The sequence below is a fragment of the Frigoribacterium faeni genome, assembly GCF_007988805.1.
Taxonomy (GTDB): Bacteria; Actinomycetota; Actinomycetes; order Actinomycetales; family Microbacteriaceae; genus Frigoribacterium; species Frigoribacterium faeni.
In genome coordinates this window covers 75,290-93,225 of sequence record NZ_BJUV01000013.1, presented here as the reverse complement: position 1 = coordinate 93,225, position 17,936 = coordinate 75,290, and the positions used below count along the sequence as shown (strand labels likewise).

The 17,936-nt window shown below is 71.8% G+C and carries 13 protein-coding genes and 1 tRNA gene; 5 read left to right on the top strand and 9 right to left on the bottom strand.

Going from position 1 to position 17,936, the window contains the following annotated elements:
• Positions 1-932, top strand: a 932-nt coding sequence (locus tag FFA01_RS08120) for an aminodeoxychorismate lyase (RefSeq protein WP_307725043.1), incomplete at its 5' end; no start/stop codon positions are given.
• 241 nt (positions 933-1,173) lie between these two features.
• On the top strand, positions 1,174-1,422 hold the full coding sequence (locus FFA01_RS08115; protein ID WP_146854803.1) for a hypothetical protein: 249 nt from the start codon (positions 1,174-1,176) through the stop codon (positions 1,420-1,422).
• 159 nt (positions 1,423-1,581) lie between these two features.
• On the opposite strand, the gene glgX is transcribed toward FFA01_RS08115, so the two are convergent.
• The 9 genes from glgX to FFA01_RS08070 form a co-directional block, all read right to left on the bottom strand.
• On the bottom strand, positions 1,582-3,639 hold the full coding sequence (gene glgX / locus FFA01_RS08110) for a glycogen debranching protein GlgX (RefSeq protein WP_146854800.1): 2,058 nt from the start codon (positions 3,637-3,639) through the stop codon (positions 1,582-1,584).
• Positions 3,640-3,851: 212 nt separating this feature from the next.
• Entirely contained in the window at positions 3,852-5,837 is a 1,986-nt protein-coding gene (locus FFA01_RS08105; RefSeq protein ID WP_371859189.1) for an APC family permease, read from the bottom strand.
• Between the two features lie 237 nt (positions 5,838-6,074).
• A complete protein-coding gene (locus FFA01_RS08100) occupies positions 6,075-6,794 on the bottom strand; it encodes a response regulator (RefSeq protein WP_146854798.1) in 720 nt (239 codons plus the stop codon).
• A 340-nt stretch (positions 6,795-7,134) separates the two neighbouring features.
• Entirely contained in the window at positions 7,135-9,660 is a 2,526-nt protein-coding gene (locus FFA01_RS08095; protein WP_146854796.1) for a sensor histidine kinase, read from the bottom strand.
• A 169-nt stretch (positions 9,661-9,829) separates the two neighbouring features.
• Positions 9,830-10,309, bottom strand: coding sequence for a GNAT family N-acetyltransferase (locus FFA01_RS08090; protein WP_146854794.1), 480 nt, complete (start codon positions 10,307-10,309; stop codon positions 9,830-9,832).
• Between the two features lie 231 nt (positions 10,310-10,540).
• Positions 10,541-10,630: transfer RNA gene (locus FFA01_RS08085), tRNA-Ser, on the bottom strand.
• A gap of 621 nt (positions 10,631-11,251) precedes the next feature.
• Positions 11,252-12,673 (bottom strand): LCP family protein, encoded by a 1,422-nt coding sequence (locus FFA01_RS08080; protein WP_244289757.1) that lies wholly within the window; start codon positions 12,671-12,673, stop codon positions 11,252-11,254.
• 221 nt (positions 12,674-12,894) lie between these two features.
• Positions 12,895-14,088, bottom strand: a complete 1,194-nt coding sequence (locus FFA01_RS08075) for a hypothetical protein (RefSeq protein WP_146854790.1) — start codon at positions 14,086-14,088, stop codon at positions 12,895-12,897.
• 9 nt (positions 14,089-14,097) lie between these two features.
• Positions 14,098-14,658: a TetR/AcrR family transcriptional regulator gene (locus FFA01_RS08070; protein WP_146854788.1), complete on the bottom strand. Its 561-nt coding sequence runs from the start codon at positions 14,656-14,658 to the stop codon at positions 14,098-14,100.
• Positions 14,659-14,758: 100 nt separating this feature from the next.
• Between FFA01_RS08070 and FFA01_RS08065 the strand changes: the two genes are divergently transcribed.
• From FFA01_RS08065 to FFA01_RS08055, 3 genes are all read left to right on the top strand, one after another.
• Positions 14,759-16,222 (top strand): MFS transporter, encoded by a 1,464-nt coding sequence (locus FFA01_RS08065; RefSeq protein WP_208720867.1) that lies wholly within the window; start codon positions 14,759-14,761, stop codon positions 16,220-16,222.
• Between the two features lie 35 nt (positions 16,223-16,257).
• A complete protein-coding gene (locus FFA01_RS08060; RefSeq protein WP_146854786.1) occupies positions 16,258-16,845 on the top strand; it encodes a YdcF family protein in 588 nt (195 codons plus the stop codon).
• Between the two features lie 160 nt (positions 16,846-17,005).
• Complete coding sequence (locus tag FFA01_RS08055) at positions 17,006-17,899, top strand: SDR family oxidoreductase (RefSeq protein ID WP_146854784.1); 894 nt, start codon at positions 17,006-17,008, stop codon at positions 17,897-17,899.
• Positions 17,900-17,936: the final 37 nt, after the last annotated feature.

The following is a 17,936-nucleotide window of genomic DNA, read 5'->3' as shown; positions in this document are numbered from 1 at the left end:
GCCCACCCCAGGAGACCACCGTGCCCGCCGTACCCGCCGCCCCCGCCGCCACCCTCGTCGTCATCGACCGTCCCGAGCTCGGGTCTCCCTCATCCGGACCCGACGACGTCGGCTTCCGACTCGTCGACCCCGAGCAGCCGACCGTGCACGTCACCGACCTCGGCGTGACGCGGGGCGACGGGATCTTCGAGGGTCTGGGTGTCGTGGACGGCGCGGTGCAGGCGCTGGAGGCTCACCTCCGGCGCCTCGCCCGCTCCGCCGCGATGCTCGACCTGCCCGAGCTCGACCTCGACGTGTTCCGGGCCGCCTGCCTGGCCTCGGCGGCGGCGCACGAGCCGGCCCCGTTCCTCCTGCAGAAGCTCGTCGTCACGCGCGGCGTCGAGGGCGGCGACGGCACGCCGACCGCGTGGGTGCGCACGGCCGTGATGGACGACCCGGCACCCGAGCGGAGAGAGGGCATCGCCGTCGTCTCGCTCGACCGCGGGTACCGGCACGACGTGGCCGAGACGTCGCCCTGGCTGCTGCAGGGCGCCAAGACCCTCTCGTACGCGGTGAACAGGAGCGTGCTGCGCGAGGCGGCCCGACGCGGCGCGGACGACGTCCTGTTCGTCAGCAGCGACGGGTACACGCTCGAGGGGCCCTCGGCCTCGCTCATCGCGCGGTTCGGCGATCGGTACACGACCCCTCGCACCGACCTGGGCATCCTGGCCGGCACGACTCAGGCTGCGGCCTTCGAGGTGCTGGAGGCCCGGGGCATCCCGGTCTCCTACGAGCTCCTCACCCTCGACCGGGTCCGCGAGGCCGACGCGCTCTGGCTGGTCTCGAGCGGCCGTCAGATCGCCCCGATCTCGTCGCTCGACGGGGCCGCCTGGACCGTCGACGGCGTCGAGACGGAGCGGCTCGCCGACGCCCTGATCGGCCGACGCGAGTGAGATGTATCCGCAATGCGAACGGCCCCGCGGACTGACTAGACGATCTAGATTTCCGCTGCGAGAGTGAGCACGCACCGATTCACGGCGGTGCATCCACCAGTTCCCCTCACGGTGACCACAGGGACACCAGGAATGAGATGAACATGCTCTCCACCACCAACCCCACCTCCGGACAGGTCGTCCTCGACCTGGCCGAGACGCAGCCGCTCGACCTCGCCGCCCTCTTCGCGGAGGACGCACGATGAGCGCCTCGACCCTCTCCCGGCTCTCGCACGAGGCTCTCGTCGCCCACATCCGCGGTCGCGTCGACGTCTCGAGCGACAGCTTCTACCAGCGTGAGTCCAGCGTCGCTCCCGTCCAGATCAAGGCCTACCCCAAGCGCCGTCGTCTGACCTCCGCGCCGCTCGCCGGCCGCATCGCCGCAGCCGTGTCCGAGCCGACCTACGCCGACTTCCTGCGGGAGCCGGCACGCGAGCTCGCGACGGCCTGAGCCGCAGCACCGCCTCGCAGAGGGCCCGTACCGCCGATCGGCGGGACGGGCCCTCTCTCGTGCGCCGTGCCTCCTCGGAAGCTCGCCGGCGCCCCGCGAGAACGGGGCGGGCCGTCGTCGACGACCCGCCCCGCGCCTCCCAGAGGCCGGGATCCGAGCCTAGGAGGCGCGGCTCCGCAGCAGCGTGAAGCTCGCGTCCCGCACGAGCAGAGTGGTCACCGCGCCCTCGACCTGCTGGTCGGGGTCGCTCGACAGGGCCAGCTCCCACTCGCCGTGGGGCGCGTCGGGCACGTTGAACTCGACGACCGCGGTCGAGCCGTTGACGAGGTAGGCGAAGGCGTCGGCGTCCTTGTGGGTGAGCACGAACGTGATCGCCTTGTTCTCGCCCTGCTGCCAGTCGCCGCTGGTGAACGAGTGGTCGTCGGCTCGACGGACCTGCACGTGGTCGTCGCTCTCCACCTCGGGCGCGTAGCGGAACCAGTCGGGGCGCAGCGCCGGGTTCTCACGACGGAGCGTGATCAGCTCGGTCGTGAAGGCGAGCAGGTCGCGGTCGGCGCGCTCCCAGTCGAACCACGAGATCTCGCTGTCCTGGCAGTAGGCGTTGTTGTTGCCGCCCTGGCTGCGGGCGATCTCGTCGCCGCCGAGGATCATCGGCACGCCGGCGCTGACCAGGAGCGTCCCCAGGAAGTTGCGGCGCTGACGGTCGCGGTACTCGTTGACGGCGGGGTCGTCGGTGGGGCCCTCGGCGCCGCCGTTGAACGACTTGTTGTCGCTCTCGCCGTCCTGGCTGTCCTCGCCGTTCTCCTCGTTGTGCTTCTCGGCGTAGCTGGTCAGGTCGGCCAGCGTGAAGCCGTCGTGCGCGGTGACGAAGTTGACGCTCGACAGCGGCGAGCGGCGGTCCGCCTCGTAGACGTCGGGGCTGCCCAGCACGCGGTCGGAGAAGGTCGAGAGCACGCCGGGCTCGCCGTTCCAGAACTCGCGCACGTCGTCGCGGAACTTGCCGTTCCACTCCGACCAGTCGGCCGGGAACCCGCCCACCTGGTAGCCGGCGGTGTCCCACGGCTCGGCGATCATCTTGACGCTCTGCAGCACCGGGTCCTGGTGGATCAGCGTGAGGAACGCGCTGTGCTCGCTCGCCTCACCGCCCTGACGCGTGAGCGTCGTGGCGAGGTCGAAGCGGAAGCCGTCGACGTGCATCTCGGTGACCCAGTAGCGCAGGCTGTCCATGATCAGGCCGAGCGCGGCGGGGTGGCTGACGTTGAGGCTGTTGCCGGTGCCGGTGGTGTCGAAGTAGTTGCCCTCGTCGCCCTCGACCAGGCGGTAGTACGCCGCGTTGTCGATGCCCTTGAACGAGATCGTCGGGCCCATGTGGTTGCCCTCGGCGGTGTGGTTGTAGACGACGTCCATCCAGACCTCGAGGCCCGCGGCATGCAGGTTCTTGACCATCTGCTTGAACTCGGCGACCTGGCCGCCCGCCGTGCCCGCGGCCTTCGACGCGTACTCGTCGTGCGGCGCGAAGAAGCCGATCGAGTTGTAGCCCCAGTAGTTGCGCAGGCCCTTCTCCTCGAGGTGGCTGTCCTGCACGAACTGATGCGTGGGCAGCAGCTCGACGGCCGTGACGCCGAGGTCGGTGAAGTGCTTGATCGCGGCCGGGTGGCCCATGCCGGCGTAGGTTCCGCGGATGTCCTCGGGCACGTCGGGGTGGGTCTGCGTGAAGCCCTTGACGTGGACCTCGTAGACGACGGTGTCCTCCATCGGCGTGAGCGGACGCTGGTCGTCGCCCCAGTCGAAGTCGCGGTCGGCGATGACGTTGCGGGGCATCGCGGCGGCCGAGTCGGACTCGTCCATCGTCTCGGGCTCGTTCATGTCGTGGCCGAACACGGCCTGACCCCAGTCGAAGCCGCCGTCGAGCGCGGTGGCGTAGGGGTCGAGCAGGAGCTTGTTCTCGTTGTGACGGAGGCCGTTGGCGGGATCCCAGGGGCCGGCGACACGGAGGCCGTAGCGCGAGCCGACCTGCGCCTCCTCGATCACGTCGTGGAAGACGTGACCGGTGCGCGTCGTGAGCTCGAAGCGGCGCTCGGCGCCGCCGTCCGCCTCGTCGTCGAACAGGCAGAACCAGATGCGATCGGCGGTCTCGGAGTACACCGCGACGTGGGCGCCGCCGCCGGGCAGGGGCGTGACGCCGAGGGGGTAGGGCAGGGAGCGGGGATCGGTCATTTCTCAGATGTACAGGAGCCGCGCTCCCGAGGGCCAAGCTGAGCGGTCGCGCCCGCCCCGTACCCCGCCCGGGCGGCGCCCGCCGCTGTGTCGCGCCCCGGCGGCGCCCGCCGCTGCCCATGAACCCCGTCTGCGAAGATGAACCCCGTTTTCTCGTGGTTCATCTTCGCAAACGGGGTTCATCGCGCAGGGGGGCGCCAGAGCAGGGCGGGCTAGCTGACGTGCACGTCGGGGCGGCGGGAGCGGTGCGGCTCGGCCTGGCGCAGCACCTCGCGGGTGACGGGGGCGACCTCGCCGGCGCCGGTCACCAGGAACCGGCCCATGTTCGACAGCGGGCTGCCCTCGGTCCACTCGAAGTAGATGTCGGGCACGACGCCGGTCTCGTCGCGGATCGCCAGCAGCACCGACGCGATCGTGTTCGGCACGGCGCCGCTGGTGACGCGCAGCACCCGGTAGCCGTGCACGACGCAGCCGGTCACGACGAGGTCCTCCTCGAAGTCGGACGAGTCGCCCGGGTGCACCTCCAGGAAGATGACGGGCGAGCGCTGCGGGATGCCGCTGTACTTGCGCTCGGCGCTGAGCTTCTTCTTGTAGATCTCGGCGACCTCTCGCCCCGGCTCGTGGGCGATCACGCGGATCGAGCCGTACTCGTCCGCGTCCTCCCGCACGTAGCCGAGCGACGTGTCGTCGAACGAGATCGACGTCGCCCGCAGCTGGAACGATCGCCGTACCCGCGAGAAGAGCGAGACGGCCATGATGCCGACGATGAAGATCGCGGCGATCTTCACCCCGTCCGGGCGCTCGACCACGTTGACGATCGTCGTGTAGATGAACACCACTGCGATCGCGCCGAAGCCGATCGTGCGCTTGGGCTGACGGGCCCGGCGAGCCGACAGGGTGACGGCCACGGAGGCGCTGGTGATCAGCACGAGCACCCCCGTCGCGTAGGCGCCGCCCTGGGCGTCGACGTCCGCGTCGAACACGATGGTGATGATGAACGCCACCACGGTGAAGACGAGCACGAGCGGCCGTACGGCGCGCGCCCACTGCGGGGCCATGCCGTAGCGGGGCAGGTAACGCGGCACGAGGTTCAGCAGGCCCGCCATCGCGGAGGCCCCGGCGAACCAGAGGATGCAGATGGTGCTGATGTCGTAGAGCGTGCCGAAGCCGTTGCCGAGGTACTCGTGCGCGAGGTAGGCCAGCGCGCGGCCGTTCGCCGAGCCTCCGGCCTGGAACTCCTCCTGCGGGATCAGCAGGGTCGTCACGAAGCTCGACAGGATGAGGAACGAGCTCATGATCAGCGCCGCCGTCGTCAGCAGGCGACGGGCCCCGCGGATGCGACCGGTGGGCCGCTCGGAGGTGTCGGTCGCGTCGCCGGTGATCTGCGGCATGACCGCCACACCGGTCTCGAACCCCGAGAGCCCCAGCGCCAGCTTCGGGAACACGATCAGCGCGATGCCCACCATCACCAGCGGATTGCCGTGCTGCACGGTGAGGGCGTCCCACCAGTTGCCGATGACCAGCGGGTTCTCGGCGACATGGAAGATCGACACCGCGATGACGACGAGGTTCAGGGTCAGGAAGACCCCGACCAGCACGACGGCGATGCCGATCGCCTCCTTGAACCCGCGGAGGAAGACCGCGGCGAGCAGCGCCACCAGGAAAAGGGTGATCGGCACCTCGGCCCCGTGGAACCACTCGGGCGTGAACGGGTTCTCGACCGCGTGCGCCGTGGCGTCGGCCGCCGACAGCGTGATGGTGATCATGAAGTCCGTCGCCGCGAAGCCGAGCAGCACGAGGACGAACAGCTTGCCGCCCCACCAGGGCAGCAGCCGTTCGAGCATCGCGATCGATCCCTCGCCGCGAGGGCTCTCACGGGCCACGCGGCGGTAGACGGGCAGCGCGCCGAGCAGGGTCAGCGCGACGAGCACGATGGTCGCGAGCGGCGAGAGCAGACCGGCGGCGACGGCGGCGATGGCGGGCTGATAGCCGAGGGTCGAGAAGTAGTCGACGCCGGTCAGGCACATCACGCGCCACCACGAGTGCGTCTTCTCGACGGTGGTGGCGTGCGGACCCTGGTGGGCGCCCGAGTTCTCGGTGAGCCCGTCGAGCAGCCAGTTCCGGAGGCGCGAGCCGCCTTCACGGGTCGGCTGCGGTTCGAGAGCGTCTGCATCGGACTTCTCGGACAATGTGGACACGGCAGGCCTCTCGCTCGCTCGCCGCCAGGACACGGCACGCGTGCTCTCACGCTAAGCCCGTGAGCCCGTCCCGTGAAGCCGACGGCCGTAGGGATTCCGTTAGGACTCGCGCCGTGCCTCCTCGACCCCTGCGCGCGCGGCACCAGGACGTGGGCACAGCACCAGGGAATGGGCACAGCACCAGGCCTTCTCGTGGTGCCATGCCCATCTCGTGACGCGGTGCGCGAAGGGGTCGTTCTACGCCGAGGGGTCGGGGTCGTCGCCGTCGGGCACGAAGCGGTAGCCCATGCCGAGCACGGTCACGAGGTAGCGCGGCGAGGCCGGCACCGGCTCGAGCTTCTTGCGCAGCTGCGCGAAGTAGAGCCGCAGGTAGCCGGTGTCCTTCGCATGGAACGGACCCCAGACCTGGGTCAGGATCGTCTCGCGGGTGATCAGCTTGCCGGGGCTGTGCAGCAGCAGCTCGAAGATCCTCCACTCGGTCGGCGTGAGGCGGATGGACTCGCCGGAGCCGGAGCCCGCCCCGCGCACCACGGTCTTCGCCGAGAGGTCGACCTGCACGTCGCCGAAGGTCGTGACCGGCTGCTCGTCGTCGACGCCCGCGGGCAGCCGCCGGGTCTGCGCCCGGATGCGCGCCAGCAGCTCCTCGATGGCGAACGGCTTGGTCACGTAGTCGTCAGCGCCGGCGTCGAGCGCCTCGACCTTGTCCGCCGCGTCGGTGCGGCCCGACACGACGAGGATCGGCACGGTCGACCAGCCGCGCAGCCCCGCTATGACCTCGACCCCGTCGAGACGCGGCATCCCGAGGTCGAGCATCACCAGGTCGGGATGCTGGGTCGCCGCGAGATCGAGCGCCTCGCGACCGTCGCCCGCCGTGACGATCTCGTAGCCGCGGGCGCCGAGGGTCACCTTGAGCGCCCGCAGGATCTGCGGGTCGTCGTCGGCGATCAGGATCTTCACGGGGCCTCCCCCGCGACCGTACCCGATCCGTCGGGCGCGACGAGGCCGATCGCCGTAGGGATGTCGTGAGGATCCGGTGGGGCGTCCTGCTCGCGTCGACCCGTGCCTCCTGAGCTCGTCTCCGTCGTCGCGCGCGTCGCACCGCGTTCCGTGCACCGCACCGCAACTAGAAGCGGTGCGGTGACCGAGACGCGGTGCGCAGCCGGGGGGGCAGGCCCACGAGCGCACCGACCGGTCTCGGCGCACCGCGTTCCGTGCAGAGCACCGCAACTAGACGCGGTGCGTTGCACGAGACGCGGTGCGGTGAACGAGACCCGGTGCGCAGCCGGCGGAACGGACCTCAGCTCGCCGAACGCGCCTCGTCGGCGGGGGCGACCGCAGCCCCGGAGACGGCCGCGAGCGACACCACCATCGTCAGCCCGCCGCCCGGGGTGTCGTCGAGGGTCAAGGTGCCGCCCATCGCCTCGACGAAGCCCTTGCTCAGGGCCAGCCCCAGCCCGAGACCCGTCGCGTTGTCCGTGTCGCCGAGCCGCTGGAACGCGACCATGATCTCGTCCCGACGATCGGCGGGCACCCCGGGCCCCCGGTCGACGACCCGGATCTCGACGCGACCGCCGAAGCCGCTCGACGAGATCCTCACCCGCTCGTCGGCGGGCGAGTAGCGCAGGGCGTTGTCTAGCAGATTCACCAGCACCCGCTGCAGCAGCACCGCGTCGGCCCGCACCGGCGGCACGGTCGCCCGCAACGAGAGCTCGACGTCGACGGGTCCGAGCCCCAGCTCGTCGAGGGCGCCCATCACGACCTCGTCGACGTCCACGTCGGCCGGGGTGACGGCCAGCGCGCCCGCCTGCACGCGACTGACGTCGAGCAGGTTCGTCACGAGGGTCGAGAGCGAGTCGAGGCTCTCGTGGGCGGTCGACAGCAGCTCGTCGCGGTCGGCGTCGCTCCAGCGCACGTCGCTCTGGCGGAGTCCGCTCACGGCCGCGGTCGCCGCCGCGAGGGGCCGGCGCAGATCGTGACCGACCGCTGCGAGGAGCGCGCTGCGCATCCGGTCGACCTCGGCGAGCGGGCCGACCTCGCCGGCGGTGCGGCTGAGCTCCGAGTGCTCGAGCGCGGCCTCGACCTGCGCCGCGACGACGCCGAGCAGACGCCGGTCGGCCGCGGTGACGTCGCCCGTCACCTCCAGGACGGTCCCGTCGCCCACCGGGAGGCGCGTGACCGGGCCGACCGCCGCCTCCTGCCCGGTGCTCTGCAGCTCCCGCTCCCCCGAGCCCGAGTCGGTCACGATCCGCACGCGGCCGAGTCCGAAGGCCTCGCGGGTGCGCGTGATGACCGCCTGCAGCGCCCCCTCGCCGCGGATCACGCTGCCCGCGATCGTCGCCAGCAGCTCGGTCTCGGCGAGGGCGCGGGCCGCCGCCCGCGATCGCCGCGCGGCCTGGTCGACGACCCAGCTGACCAGCGTCGCATTGACGAGATAGAGCACGAGGGCGAGCAGGTGCAGCGGCTGCGCGATCGTCAGGCTGTAGATCGGGGCGATGAAGTAGACGTCGAGGATGACGCCCGACAGCAGCCCCGCGAACAGCGCCGGCCAGAGACCGCCGGTCACCGCGACGACGAGCACGAGCAGTTGGAGGAGGAGGACGTCGCCGGCGATGCCGTCCTCCGTCCGGTTGTTCGTCAGCAGCCAGGTGAGCAGCGGCCCGCCCGCGAGGGCCAGCACGAAGCCGGCGATCACCCGCCGGGGCGAGAGGGCGCCGCCGAGCCGAGGCAGACGCGATCGACGGCCCGCGGCCGAGTGGGTGACGATGTGCACGTCGATCCGACCCGACTCGCGGATCACCGTCGCCCCGATGCCGGGGCCGCTGAGCGCCGTGGCGAGACGCCCGCGACGACTGACCCCGATCACGAGCTGCGACGCGTTCGACGCCCGGGCGAAGTCGACGAGGGCGCGCGGCACGTCGGAACCCACGACCTGGTGGTACGTGCCTCCGGCCTTCTCGACCAGGGCGCGCTGGGCAGCGAGTGCGCCGGGTTCGCCCTGCGCCAGGCCGTCCGGGCTGCTGACGTGCACGGCGATCAGCTCGCCGCCCGACGACCTCGCGGCGACGCGCGCGGCCCGCCGGATGAGCGTCTCGCCTTCGGGCCCGCCGGTGAGCGCGACGACGATGCGCTCGCGCGCCTCCCAATGGCTGTCGATGCCGTGCTCGTCGCGGTAGGCCTTGAGCGCGCTGTCGACCTCATCGGCGAGCCAGAGCAGCGCCAGCTCGCGGAGGGCCGTGAGGTTGCCGAGCCGGAAGTAGTTCGACAAGGCCGCGTCGACCCGGTTCGCGGGGTAGACGTCGCCCGCCGCCAACCGGTCGCGGAGCGCCTGCGGGGCGAGGTCGACGACCTCCACCTGATCGGCGGCCCGGAGCACCGCGTCGGGCACGGTCTCGCGCTGACGCGCACCCGTGATCTCCTCGACGACGTCGCCGAGCGACTCGATGTGCTGCACGTTGACCGTCGACACGACGTCGATGCCCGCGTCGAGCAGGGCCCGAACATCGTGCCAGCGCTTCTCGTTCGTCGAGCCGGGGGCGTTCGTGTGCGCGAGCTCGTCGACCAGCGCGAGCTCAGGTCGGCGCAGGAGCACGGCCTCGAGGTCCAGCTCGTCGAGCACGACCCCTCGGTAAGTCCGCACGCTGCGCGGGATCACCTCGAGATCGCCGACCATCTGGCGGGTCGCCGCCCGGCCGTGGGTCTCGACGACGGCGACCACGACGTCCTTGCCCTCGGCCCTCAGCCGGGCGCCTTCCTCGAGCATCGTGTACGTCTTGCCCACACCGGGCGCGGCCCCGAGCAGCACCCTCAACCGACCCTGCGTCATGCGGCCAGCTTGTCACCTCGGCCCGGCCCGCACGGGTGGAACCGCTCGTCGGCGGTGAAACCACGGCGGGTCGTGGTCTCGGGGCGGATCGTCGTCTCACCGACGGCGCAGCGGCCACGCACGGGCGGCGCAACAGGGAGCACCGGCCACGCGGCGTGCGAGCGACGCGTCAGCGGACCAGGCGCACCGCGTCGATCTCGCGGTCGACGAACGGCACCCGCAGCTCCGCGCCGTCGGGCACGAAGCCGTTGCGGCGGTAGAAGGCGAGCGCCCGCGGGTTGTCGGCGGCGGACCAGAGATACGCCGGGCCGGTGCCGACGGCGGCCTCGAGGAGGCGCTGGCCGACTCCCGATCCGTACGACGCCTCGAGCACGTACAGCCCTTCGAGCTCGCGCGGCCGAGGCGCATCGTCGTCGCGTCCGTCGCTCGCCGAGGCCCAGCCGACGACGTCGCCGACCGCGTCGACGGCGACGACCACGTCGGTCTCGCCCCGGTCGAGGATGCCGCGCCATCGATCCGCGCGCTCAGGGACCGACAGCGCCGCGAGGACCTGGAGCGGCACGAGATGCGCGTACGCCTCCCGCCAGGCGGCGAGGTGCACGCGCGCGATCGGCTCGGCATCGTCGCGGACGGCGGGTCGGATCAGCACGGGACGACGCTATCGCCCCACGCCCGGGGCACGCAGGACACGCCGGGTGCCTCCGGCACGGAACCACGATCCGCCGAGGGGACCGCGTCCATCCGCGGTGCCGCACGCAGAACGTCGGGCCGCATCCAGAACCTCGGGCCGCACGCGGAACGACGGGCCACGCGAACCGGCGGGGAAAAGCGAAGGACCCCGTGAACTGATCTGGCGAGATCACAACTCAACGGGGTCCAGCGGAGCCGGTGGGATTTGAACCCACGGTTCCCACAAAGGGAACTCCACCTTAGCAGGGTGGTGCACTAGGCCGAACTATGCGACGGCTCCTCACGCGCCGCAGAGCGAACACGCATCGACAAGCATAGCGGGACTCGGGGCAGAAGCCGAACCGCGCCTCCTCGACGCCGATCTCGGGCACTCCGCTGCAGCCCGCTCACCCGTCGACGACGGACGATCACCCGCGAACCCCCCGTTCTGGGGTCACAGACCGAGTTGTCCCCCCATATGCGGACACATAGAGTACCCCTTGACGCCGGCGACGGCCGAGGCTCCGCCGATCCGCCAGCACGGGTCACGCCCTCCCTTGCGGGCGGGGCGCCTCGACCACGACCCGTCGCCGTGCCCGGTCCCCCCGACCTGAGCGACACTCCCGAACGGTGCCGCTCTGCGGGCACTCTGCCGTCATCGACGACGGCGCTCAACGCCCTGCGGTGCCGTCCCCTGATCCCGGCATCGCAGGGTCTCATGCGTGCCGGTTCGGGCCGCCGTGTGAGATTCCCGATCGTCCCGGTGAGCTGGTTACTCGCCGGGGCGATCCCTCCCGAGGAGGCACGGGTCGCCTCCCGCAGGTCCGCCCGCCGACCGGCTCCGAGACGCGGGCGCAGCCGCACCGCGCACCGCGCACCACGCGCCACGACGCGGGCCGCGACGCGGGCCGCGACCCGCGGATCAGCCCCCGAACGCGACGGAGCAGGTCTGGTCGGCGGCCGTCTGCCCGGTCAGCCCGTCGATCACCTCGGTCGACCCCGAACCCGAACCCGAACCCGCACCCGAACCCGACGCGGGCGCCGTCGCCGAACCGCTCGCGGTGCCGTCGGCCGGCGTCGTGGCCGCCCCGGTGTCAGGCGCCGCGGCCCCGGGCGCAGCGGTCGCCGTCCCGGTCGACTCCGAGCCGACGCCCGTGCTCCCCTCGGGGATGGTGAACGGCCGGTCGGCGCGGATCGCGTCGAACAGCTGGCCCGCGACGTACTCGTCGGGCTGGACCTTGCCCGCGTAGACACCGGTGCCGCCCGTGGTCCCCGGGTACTGCACGAAGTTGACCGAGTCGAGCGGGAGGTCCTTCAGAGCCGACCCGATCTGCACCATGGTCGTCACGTCGGTGAGCCCGTCGGAGAGGGTCATGTTGCTCGCGGCGGCACGCGCCAGCGAGTAGAGCTTCGTCGGGCTGGCCAGGGTGTCCGCGCTCTTGATGGTGCGCAGCAGCGACGACAGGTAGACCTGCTGGCTGCTGATCCGGCCGAGGTCGGAGCCGTCGCCGACCCCGTGCCGGGTGCGGAGGAACGCCAGGGCGTCGGCCCCCGAGAGCGTCGTCTCGCCGGCGGCGATGTTCAGGCCCGTGTACGGGTCGTCGATCGGGCTGGCGGCGCAGACCGGGACCCCGCCGATCGCGTTCGACATCTCGATGACGCCGTTGAACGAGACCATCCCGGCGAACGGCACGTCGAGGCCGGTCAGCTGCGACACCGTCGAGGCGACGCAGCCGAGACCGCCGTACGAGTAGGCCTCGTTGATGGGCCGGGCCGCCATGGCCGAGTAGTAGCCGCTGCCGTCCTCGCGCGCGCAGGCCGGGATCGGCACGACGAGGTCGCGCGGGATGCTCACCGCCGTCGCGTTGGTGTGGTCCGCCGACACGTGCAGCAGGATGTTGACGTCGTTCAGGGTCGCGTCGCGCTCACCGAACTCGTCGCCCTGGTCGGCGTCGTTGTCGGTGCCGACGACGAGGATGTTGAAGCCGCCCTCGTAGGCGTCGATCGAGGCCGGGGCCGCCTGCTGCGTCTCACCCTCGGCCGCCTGGAGGGACACGCCGTCGCCGAGGTCGCTGCGCACCTGGTACGCCGCGATGGCGCCGACCGACGCGCCGCTGACGAGCAGCACGGCGAGACCTCCGGCCAGGAGCTTGGCGAGGCCGGCGACGGGGCCGCGTCGCGAGAGCCGCCCGTGTCGCACCTGCGTGGACCCGTCGACCCGACGAGCCGATCGGCGGGACCGCGGCACGCCCGCACCCCCGGAGCTCGAGGCGGCGGGGTCGGTCGACGCGGGTGCGGCGGCGGAACGCCGACCACGCCGGGAGCGGTCGCGACTGTCGCTCACGCAGGTCCTCTCGGTCATCGGCGGCCGGCGACGTCGGCTCCGATCCGAGGTCGGAACGGGCCTGTCACGGCCGCACGGTGTACGGGCAGGCGAGCATTCTAAGCAGACGGACCTGCGTCGCCGCCAGGCCCGGAGCCTCCCTCGGGACGATGATCAGCCCTGGGGAGGAGACGCGAGCGAGCCCCGGGGAGGCGCGGACGACTCCCCCGGGTCGGCCCGCCTCAGGGGTATCCGACGAACCAGAGCAGCACCACGGCGACGGGCTGCAGAGCGATCCCGAGCCCGAGCAGGGTCCGCCGGAGGCGCGGCGACGCGGCGATCGTCGGATGCCCGAGCACCGGTGCGAGCGGCATCAGCAGCCGCGGCAGACTCTGCTGCGGCAGGAAGACCGCGACCAGGTAGAGCACGTACGCCGCCGAGTACGACCAGACCTCGACCCCCAGGGCCCGGGTCGACCGCCGGCCGAGGAACCACGCCGTCGCGGCGAGCACCGTGACCACCAGCACCGCCCCCGCCCAGCCCAGGAAGGTCGTCGCCATGACGAACCACGGCGTCAGCGGAGCGAAGTGCCGCCGCCCGACGAATCCGACCCACCAGGAGAGCTCGGTGTCGAGGTACGCGCCCGACCGCCCGGTGACGGCGTCCGCGATCAGGGGCCAGGCGAGACCCGCCGCCGAGATCAGCAGGCCGGCCACGACGACCGAGACCCGCTCGCGCCTCCTGAACCCCCTCCCCTCTCGGACGAGTCGGACGATGGCGGTCACGGCGAGTCCGAGTGCGAGGGCGAGCACGCCGGGGCGGGTGAACGCGGCCACGACGCCGAAGGGGATCATCAGCAGGTAGCGTCGCCGGATCATCATCAGCAGCGCGGCGAAGACGAGCAGGAGCATGAGGCTCTCGGCGTAGGCGACCTGCAGCACGAACGCGGTCGGGCCGAAGCAGAACAGGGTGACGGCCCAGAGGGCGCTCTCGGAGCCGACCGTCTCGGCGACGATGCGATGCAGCAGGACGGCCGCACCGCCTCCGGCGATCGTGGCGACGACCAGGCCGATCGCGAAGAACGCGTTGCCGGCGAGATCCACGCCGAGCACGGTGGCGACGCCCCGGACGAGCCCCGGGAACACCGGCAGGAAGGCCCACGGGTTCACCTCGACGTTCCCGTCCGCGTCGAGCGGCAGCTCCGTCGGGTAGCCCTGCTGCGCGATGGTCCGGTAGAAGCTGGCATCCCACGAGCCCGAGAACGACGCGAAGCTCGGATCGCGGCGGTAGCTGGCGAAATCCCAGCCCTGAGCGGTCGCGAGGGCGAACAGTCCGCCGAGCCAGGCGCTCGACACGAGCCGCGACAGAGCGTAGAGACCCAGCACCACGACGATCGGCGGGAGCGACCTCACCCGGGTCGCGACGGTCTGCAGCACGCAGCGAGCCTAGGGCCCGAGGAGGCGCCCCACGGCCTCGCGCACGATCGCCCGCTGGTCGCCGACGTCGGGTTCGAGCGCCCGGTCGGCGGGCAGCCCCGGCAGCTGCATCCAGGCCGACGCGATGGCGAGCACGAGGGCGAAGAGGTCGTCGGCGGACCACGACCCGCGGGCGGGTGCGAGGCGCTCGAGGTGCGTGAGGGAGGTGCGGCGCACCTCCTCGAGGACGGCGAACGACCCTGCCCAGTCGTGTCGCTGCTCGAGGCGGGCCCAGCCGAGCAGGCGCTGATTCTCGGGGTTGTCGACGAGGTGGTCGAAGATCGCGACCGCGAAGTCCTCGACGGAGGCGAAGTCGACCGAGGCGGCCTCGCCGAGCTGCGAGAACGAGTGGTTGAGCACCGCCGTGAACAGCGACTCCTTGTCGCCGAAGTGCGCGTAGAGGCGCTCCTTGCTGCAGCCGGCGGCGGCGGCGATGCGGTCGACCCGGGCGCCGGCCAGACCGTGCTCGGCGAACTCGGCGGTGGACGCCGCGAGGATGCGTCGTCGGGTGTCGTCCGCGTCGTAGGCCATGCGATCGACGATATCCGCTTACGAGCCAACCAACCAGTAGGTAGTATCGATCCGTCCACGACGGCCGCCCGTCGCCGGGCACCCTTGAACCTGGAGAACAGTGACCACCTCAGCAGCCTCGCCCACCACCGGGTCGACCCCTACCGCGCCTCCCTCGTCCCGCCGCTGGTGGGTGCTCGTCATCGTCGGGCTCGCGCAGCTCGTCGTCGTGCTCGACGGCACGATCGTCAACATCGCCCTGCCGCAGGCTCAGGCCGATCTCGGCCTGACCGACGAGAACCGCCAGTGGGTCGTCACCGCGTATGCGCTGGCCTTCGGCGCCCTGCTGCTGCTCGGCGGCCGCATCGCCGACTTCTGGGGGCGCAAGCGCACCTTCATCGTCGGCATGATCGGCTTCGGCGCGGCGTCCGCGTTCGGCGGCCTGGTCTCGACCGGCGAGCTGCTCATCACGGCGCGCGCCCTGCAGGGCGTGTTCGCCGCCCTGCTCGCCCCGGCCGCCCTGGCGGTGCTCACCACCACGTTCGACCGCGGCCGCGAGCGCAACACGGCCTTCGCCGTCTTCGGCGCGATCTCGGGTGCGGGCGCCGCCGTCGGCCTCGTGCTGGGCGGGGTGCTCACCGAGTTCGTCAGCTGGCGCTGGTGCCTGCTGGTCAACGTGCCGATCGTGATCATCGCGATCGTCGCCGCTGCGCTGGTCGTGCGCGAGAGCAAGGCCGAGGGCGACAACCGGCTCGACGTCGCCGGCACCGTCGTGGTGGCGCTCGGACTCGCGTCGCTCGTCTACGGCTTCACCCAGGCCGAGGACGGCTGGGGCTCGGCCGTCGTCATCGGCTTCATCGCGCTCGGCGCCGGCCTGCTGGCCCTCTTCGTGCTGATCCAGAAGCGCAGCGACCACCCGCTGCTGCCCCTCGGCGTGCTGACGAACCGCGTGCGCGGTGGGGCGTTCCTCGTGCAGCTGATCGTCGGCAGCGTCATGATCGGCGCGCTGCTCTATCTGACCTTCCACCTGCAGATCGTGCTCGGCTTCGGCCCCCTCGAGGCCGGTCTCGCGACCCTGCCGATGACGCTGGTCATCATGGTGATGGCCCCCGTGCTGACGAAGCTGCTCCCGGTGATCGGCCCGCGCCTCCTCATGATCGTCGGCCCGATCGTCGCCTCGGCCGGTCTGCTCTGGCTGTCGCGCATCACGGTCGACGGCGCCTACGCGACGCACGTGCTGCCTCCGCTGATCGTGATGGGCGTCGGCCTCGCCGGCATCTTCGTGCCGATGCAGAACCTGGCCCTGGCCGGCGTCGCCCCGCACGAGGCGGGCGCCGCGAGCGCGACCTCCAACGCGATGGTGCAGATCGGCGGCTCGATCGGGCTCGCGGTCTACACGAACCTCTACGCGACGGCCGTCGCGGGCAGCGATCTGCAGGGGCTCGGCGGGCTCGTCGACGGCTACCAGGCCGCCTTCGTCGGAGCGGCCGTCGCCGCGCTGATCGCCGCGCCGATCAGCTTCTTCATGATCCGCGGCACGAAGGAGGAGCTGCTGCCCTCCGGCCCCGTGGTGCACATGGGCTGACGTCCACCCGGGGCGAGCACCGGTACCGTGTGGCGATGCGTCCCACCGCTCTCGCCGCCGTGCTTCTCGGTGCCCTCGCCGCCGTGCTCGCCTGGTCGGACTGGGTGCACTGGCGTGCCCATCGGCGAGGGCCGAGGAGGCGCGGGTCGACTCCCGGGAGACAGGCCGTCGTCGTCCTCGGCTGCCGCAACCGGGGCGCCAGGGCCAATCTCCTCAACCGGCACCGGGTGCGGGTGGCCCTGCGGTCGATCGACCCGGCCGCCTCCGAGACCGTGCTCGTGTTCAGCGGCGGCGGGGTCGGCAGCGACGTGCCCGAGGCGGATCTGCTGCTGCGGCACGCCCGCGAGCTCGGCTACACCGGGCCGGTCGAGCTCGACCGCACGAGCACGACGACGTGGCAGAACATCGAGAACACGGTCCCGCTGCTGCGGGGGTTCGACACGATCGCGATCGCCTCGAACTCGCTGCACGCCGAGAAGGCCCGCCTGTACCTCGCGCGACAGGCTCCGGACCTCGCGGCCCGTCTCGTCGGCGCGGAGGACCACCGCCCCGGCGAGATCCTGTTCGTCAAGCCGGTCGCGGCCGTGCGCGGTCTCGTGGCCCTGGCTCGCGCCCGCCGCTGACACCCGGCCTCGACACCCGGTGGTGACGCCCGGCCTCGGCATCCCGACTCGGCCGTCGCCGAGGAGTCGGGGGACGGAATCCCGCCTCCCTGGGGGCGTCGTCCGGCGCGGGACTACCGTCGCCGGGAGCGACCCACGCCACGATCTCGAGAGGCCCACCATGACGCCCGACCAGTACACCTTCGAAGACCCGAGCAAGAAGTACGACATGACCCCGCCCGAGCAGTACCTCGAGGGTGCCGGCACCGACAAGGACCTCGCCGTCCCGGCCGACCACGGCGAGGAGACCTACCGCGGGAGCGGCCGTCTCGAGGGCCTCAAGGCGCTCATCACCGGCGGCGACTCGGGCATCGGCGCCGCCGTCGCCATCGCCTACGCCCGCGAGGGCGCCGACGTCGCGATCGTGTACCTGCCCGAGGAGGCGGAGGACGCCAAGGAGATCGTCGGCTGGATCGAGAAGGCCGGCCGCAAGGCCCTCGCCATCGAGGGCGACATCAAGGACGAGGCCTTCTGCGAGCGCCTCGTGCAGACGACCGTCGACGAGCTCGGCGGCATCGACATCCTGGTCAACAACGCGGGCAAGCAGCAGCACGTCGAGGACCTCCTCGATCTGACCAGCCAGAACTTCGACGACACGTTCAAGACCAACGTGTACGCCATGTTCTGGATCACCAAGGCGGCCCTGCCGCACCTCAAGCCGGGTGCGAGCATCATCAACACCACCTCGATCCAGGCGTACAGCCCGGCCGAGTTCCTCGTGGACTACGCCTCGACGAAGGCCGCGATCAACACCTTCTCGAAGGCCCTCTCGCAGCAGCTCGCCCCCAAGGGGATCCGCGTGAACCTCGTGGCTCCCGGTCCGATCTGGACCCCGCTGCAGCCGGCCGGCGGCCAGCCCGCCGACGCGCTGCCCTCGGTCGGCGACGAGACCCCCCTCGGCCGCTGGGGTCAGCCCGCCGAGCTCGCCCCGTCCTACGTGTTCCTGGCCTCGGGCGAGTCCAGCTACGTCGTCGGCGCGACGATCCACGTCAACGGCGGCATGCCCACCCCCTGACGCGCCGCGAGCTCGACCGGTCGGGACATGCCGCACC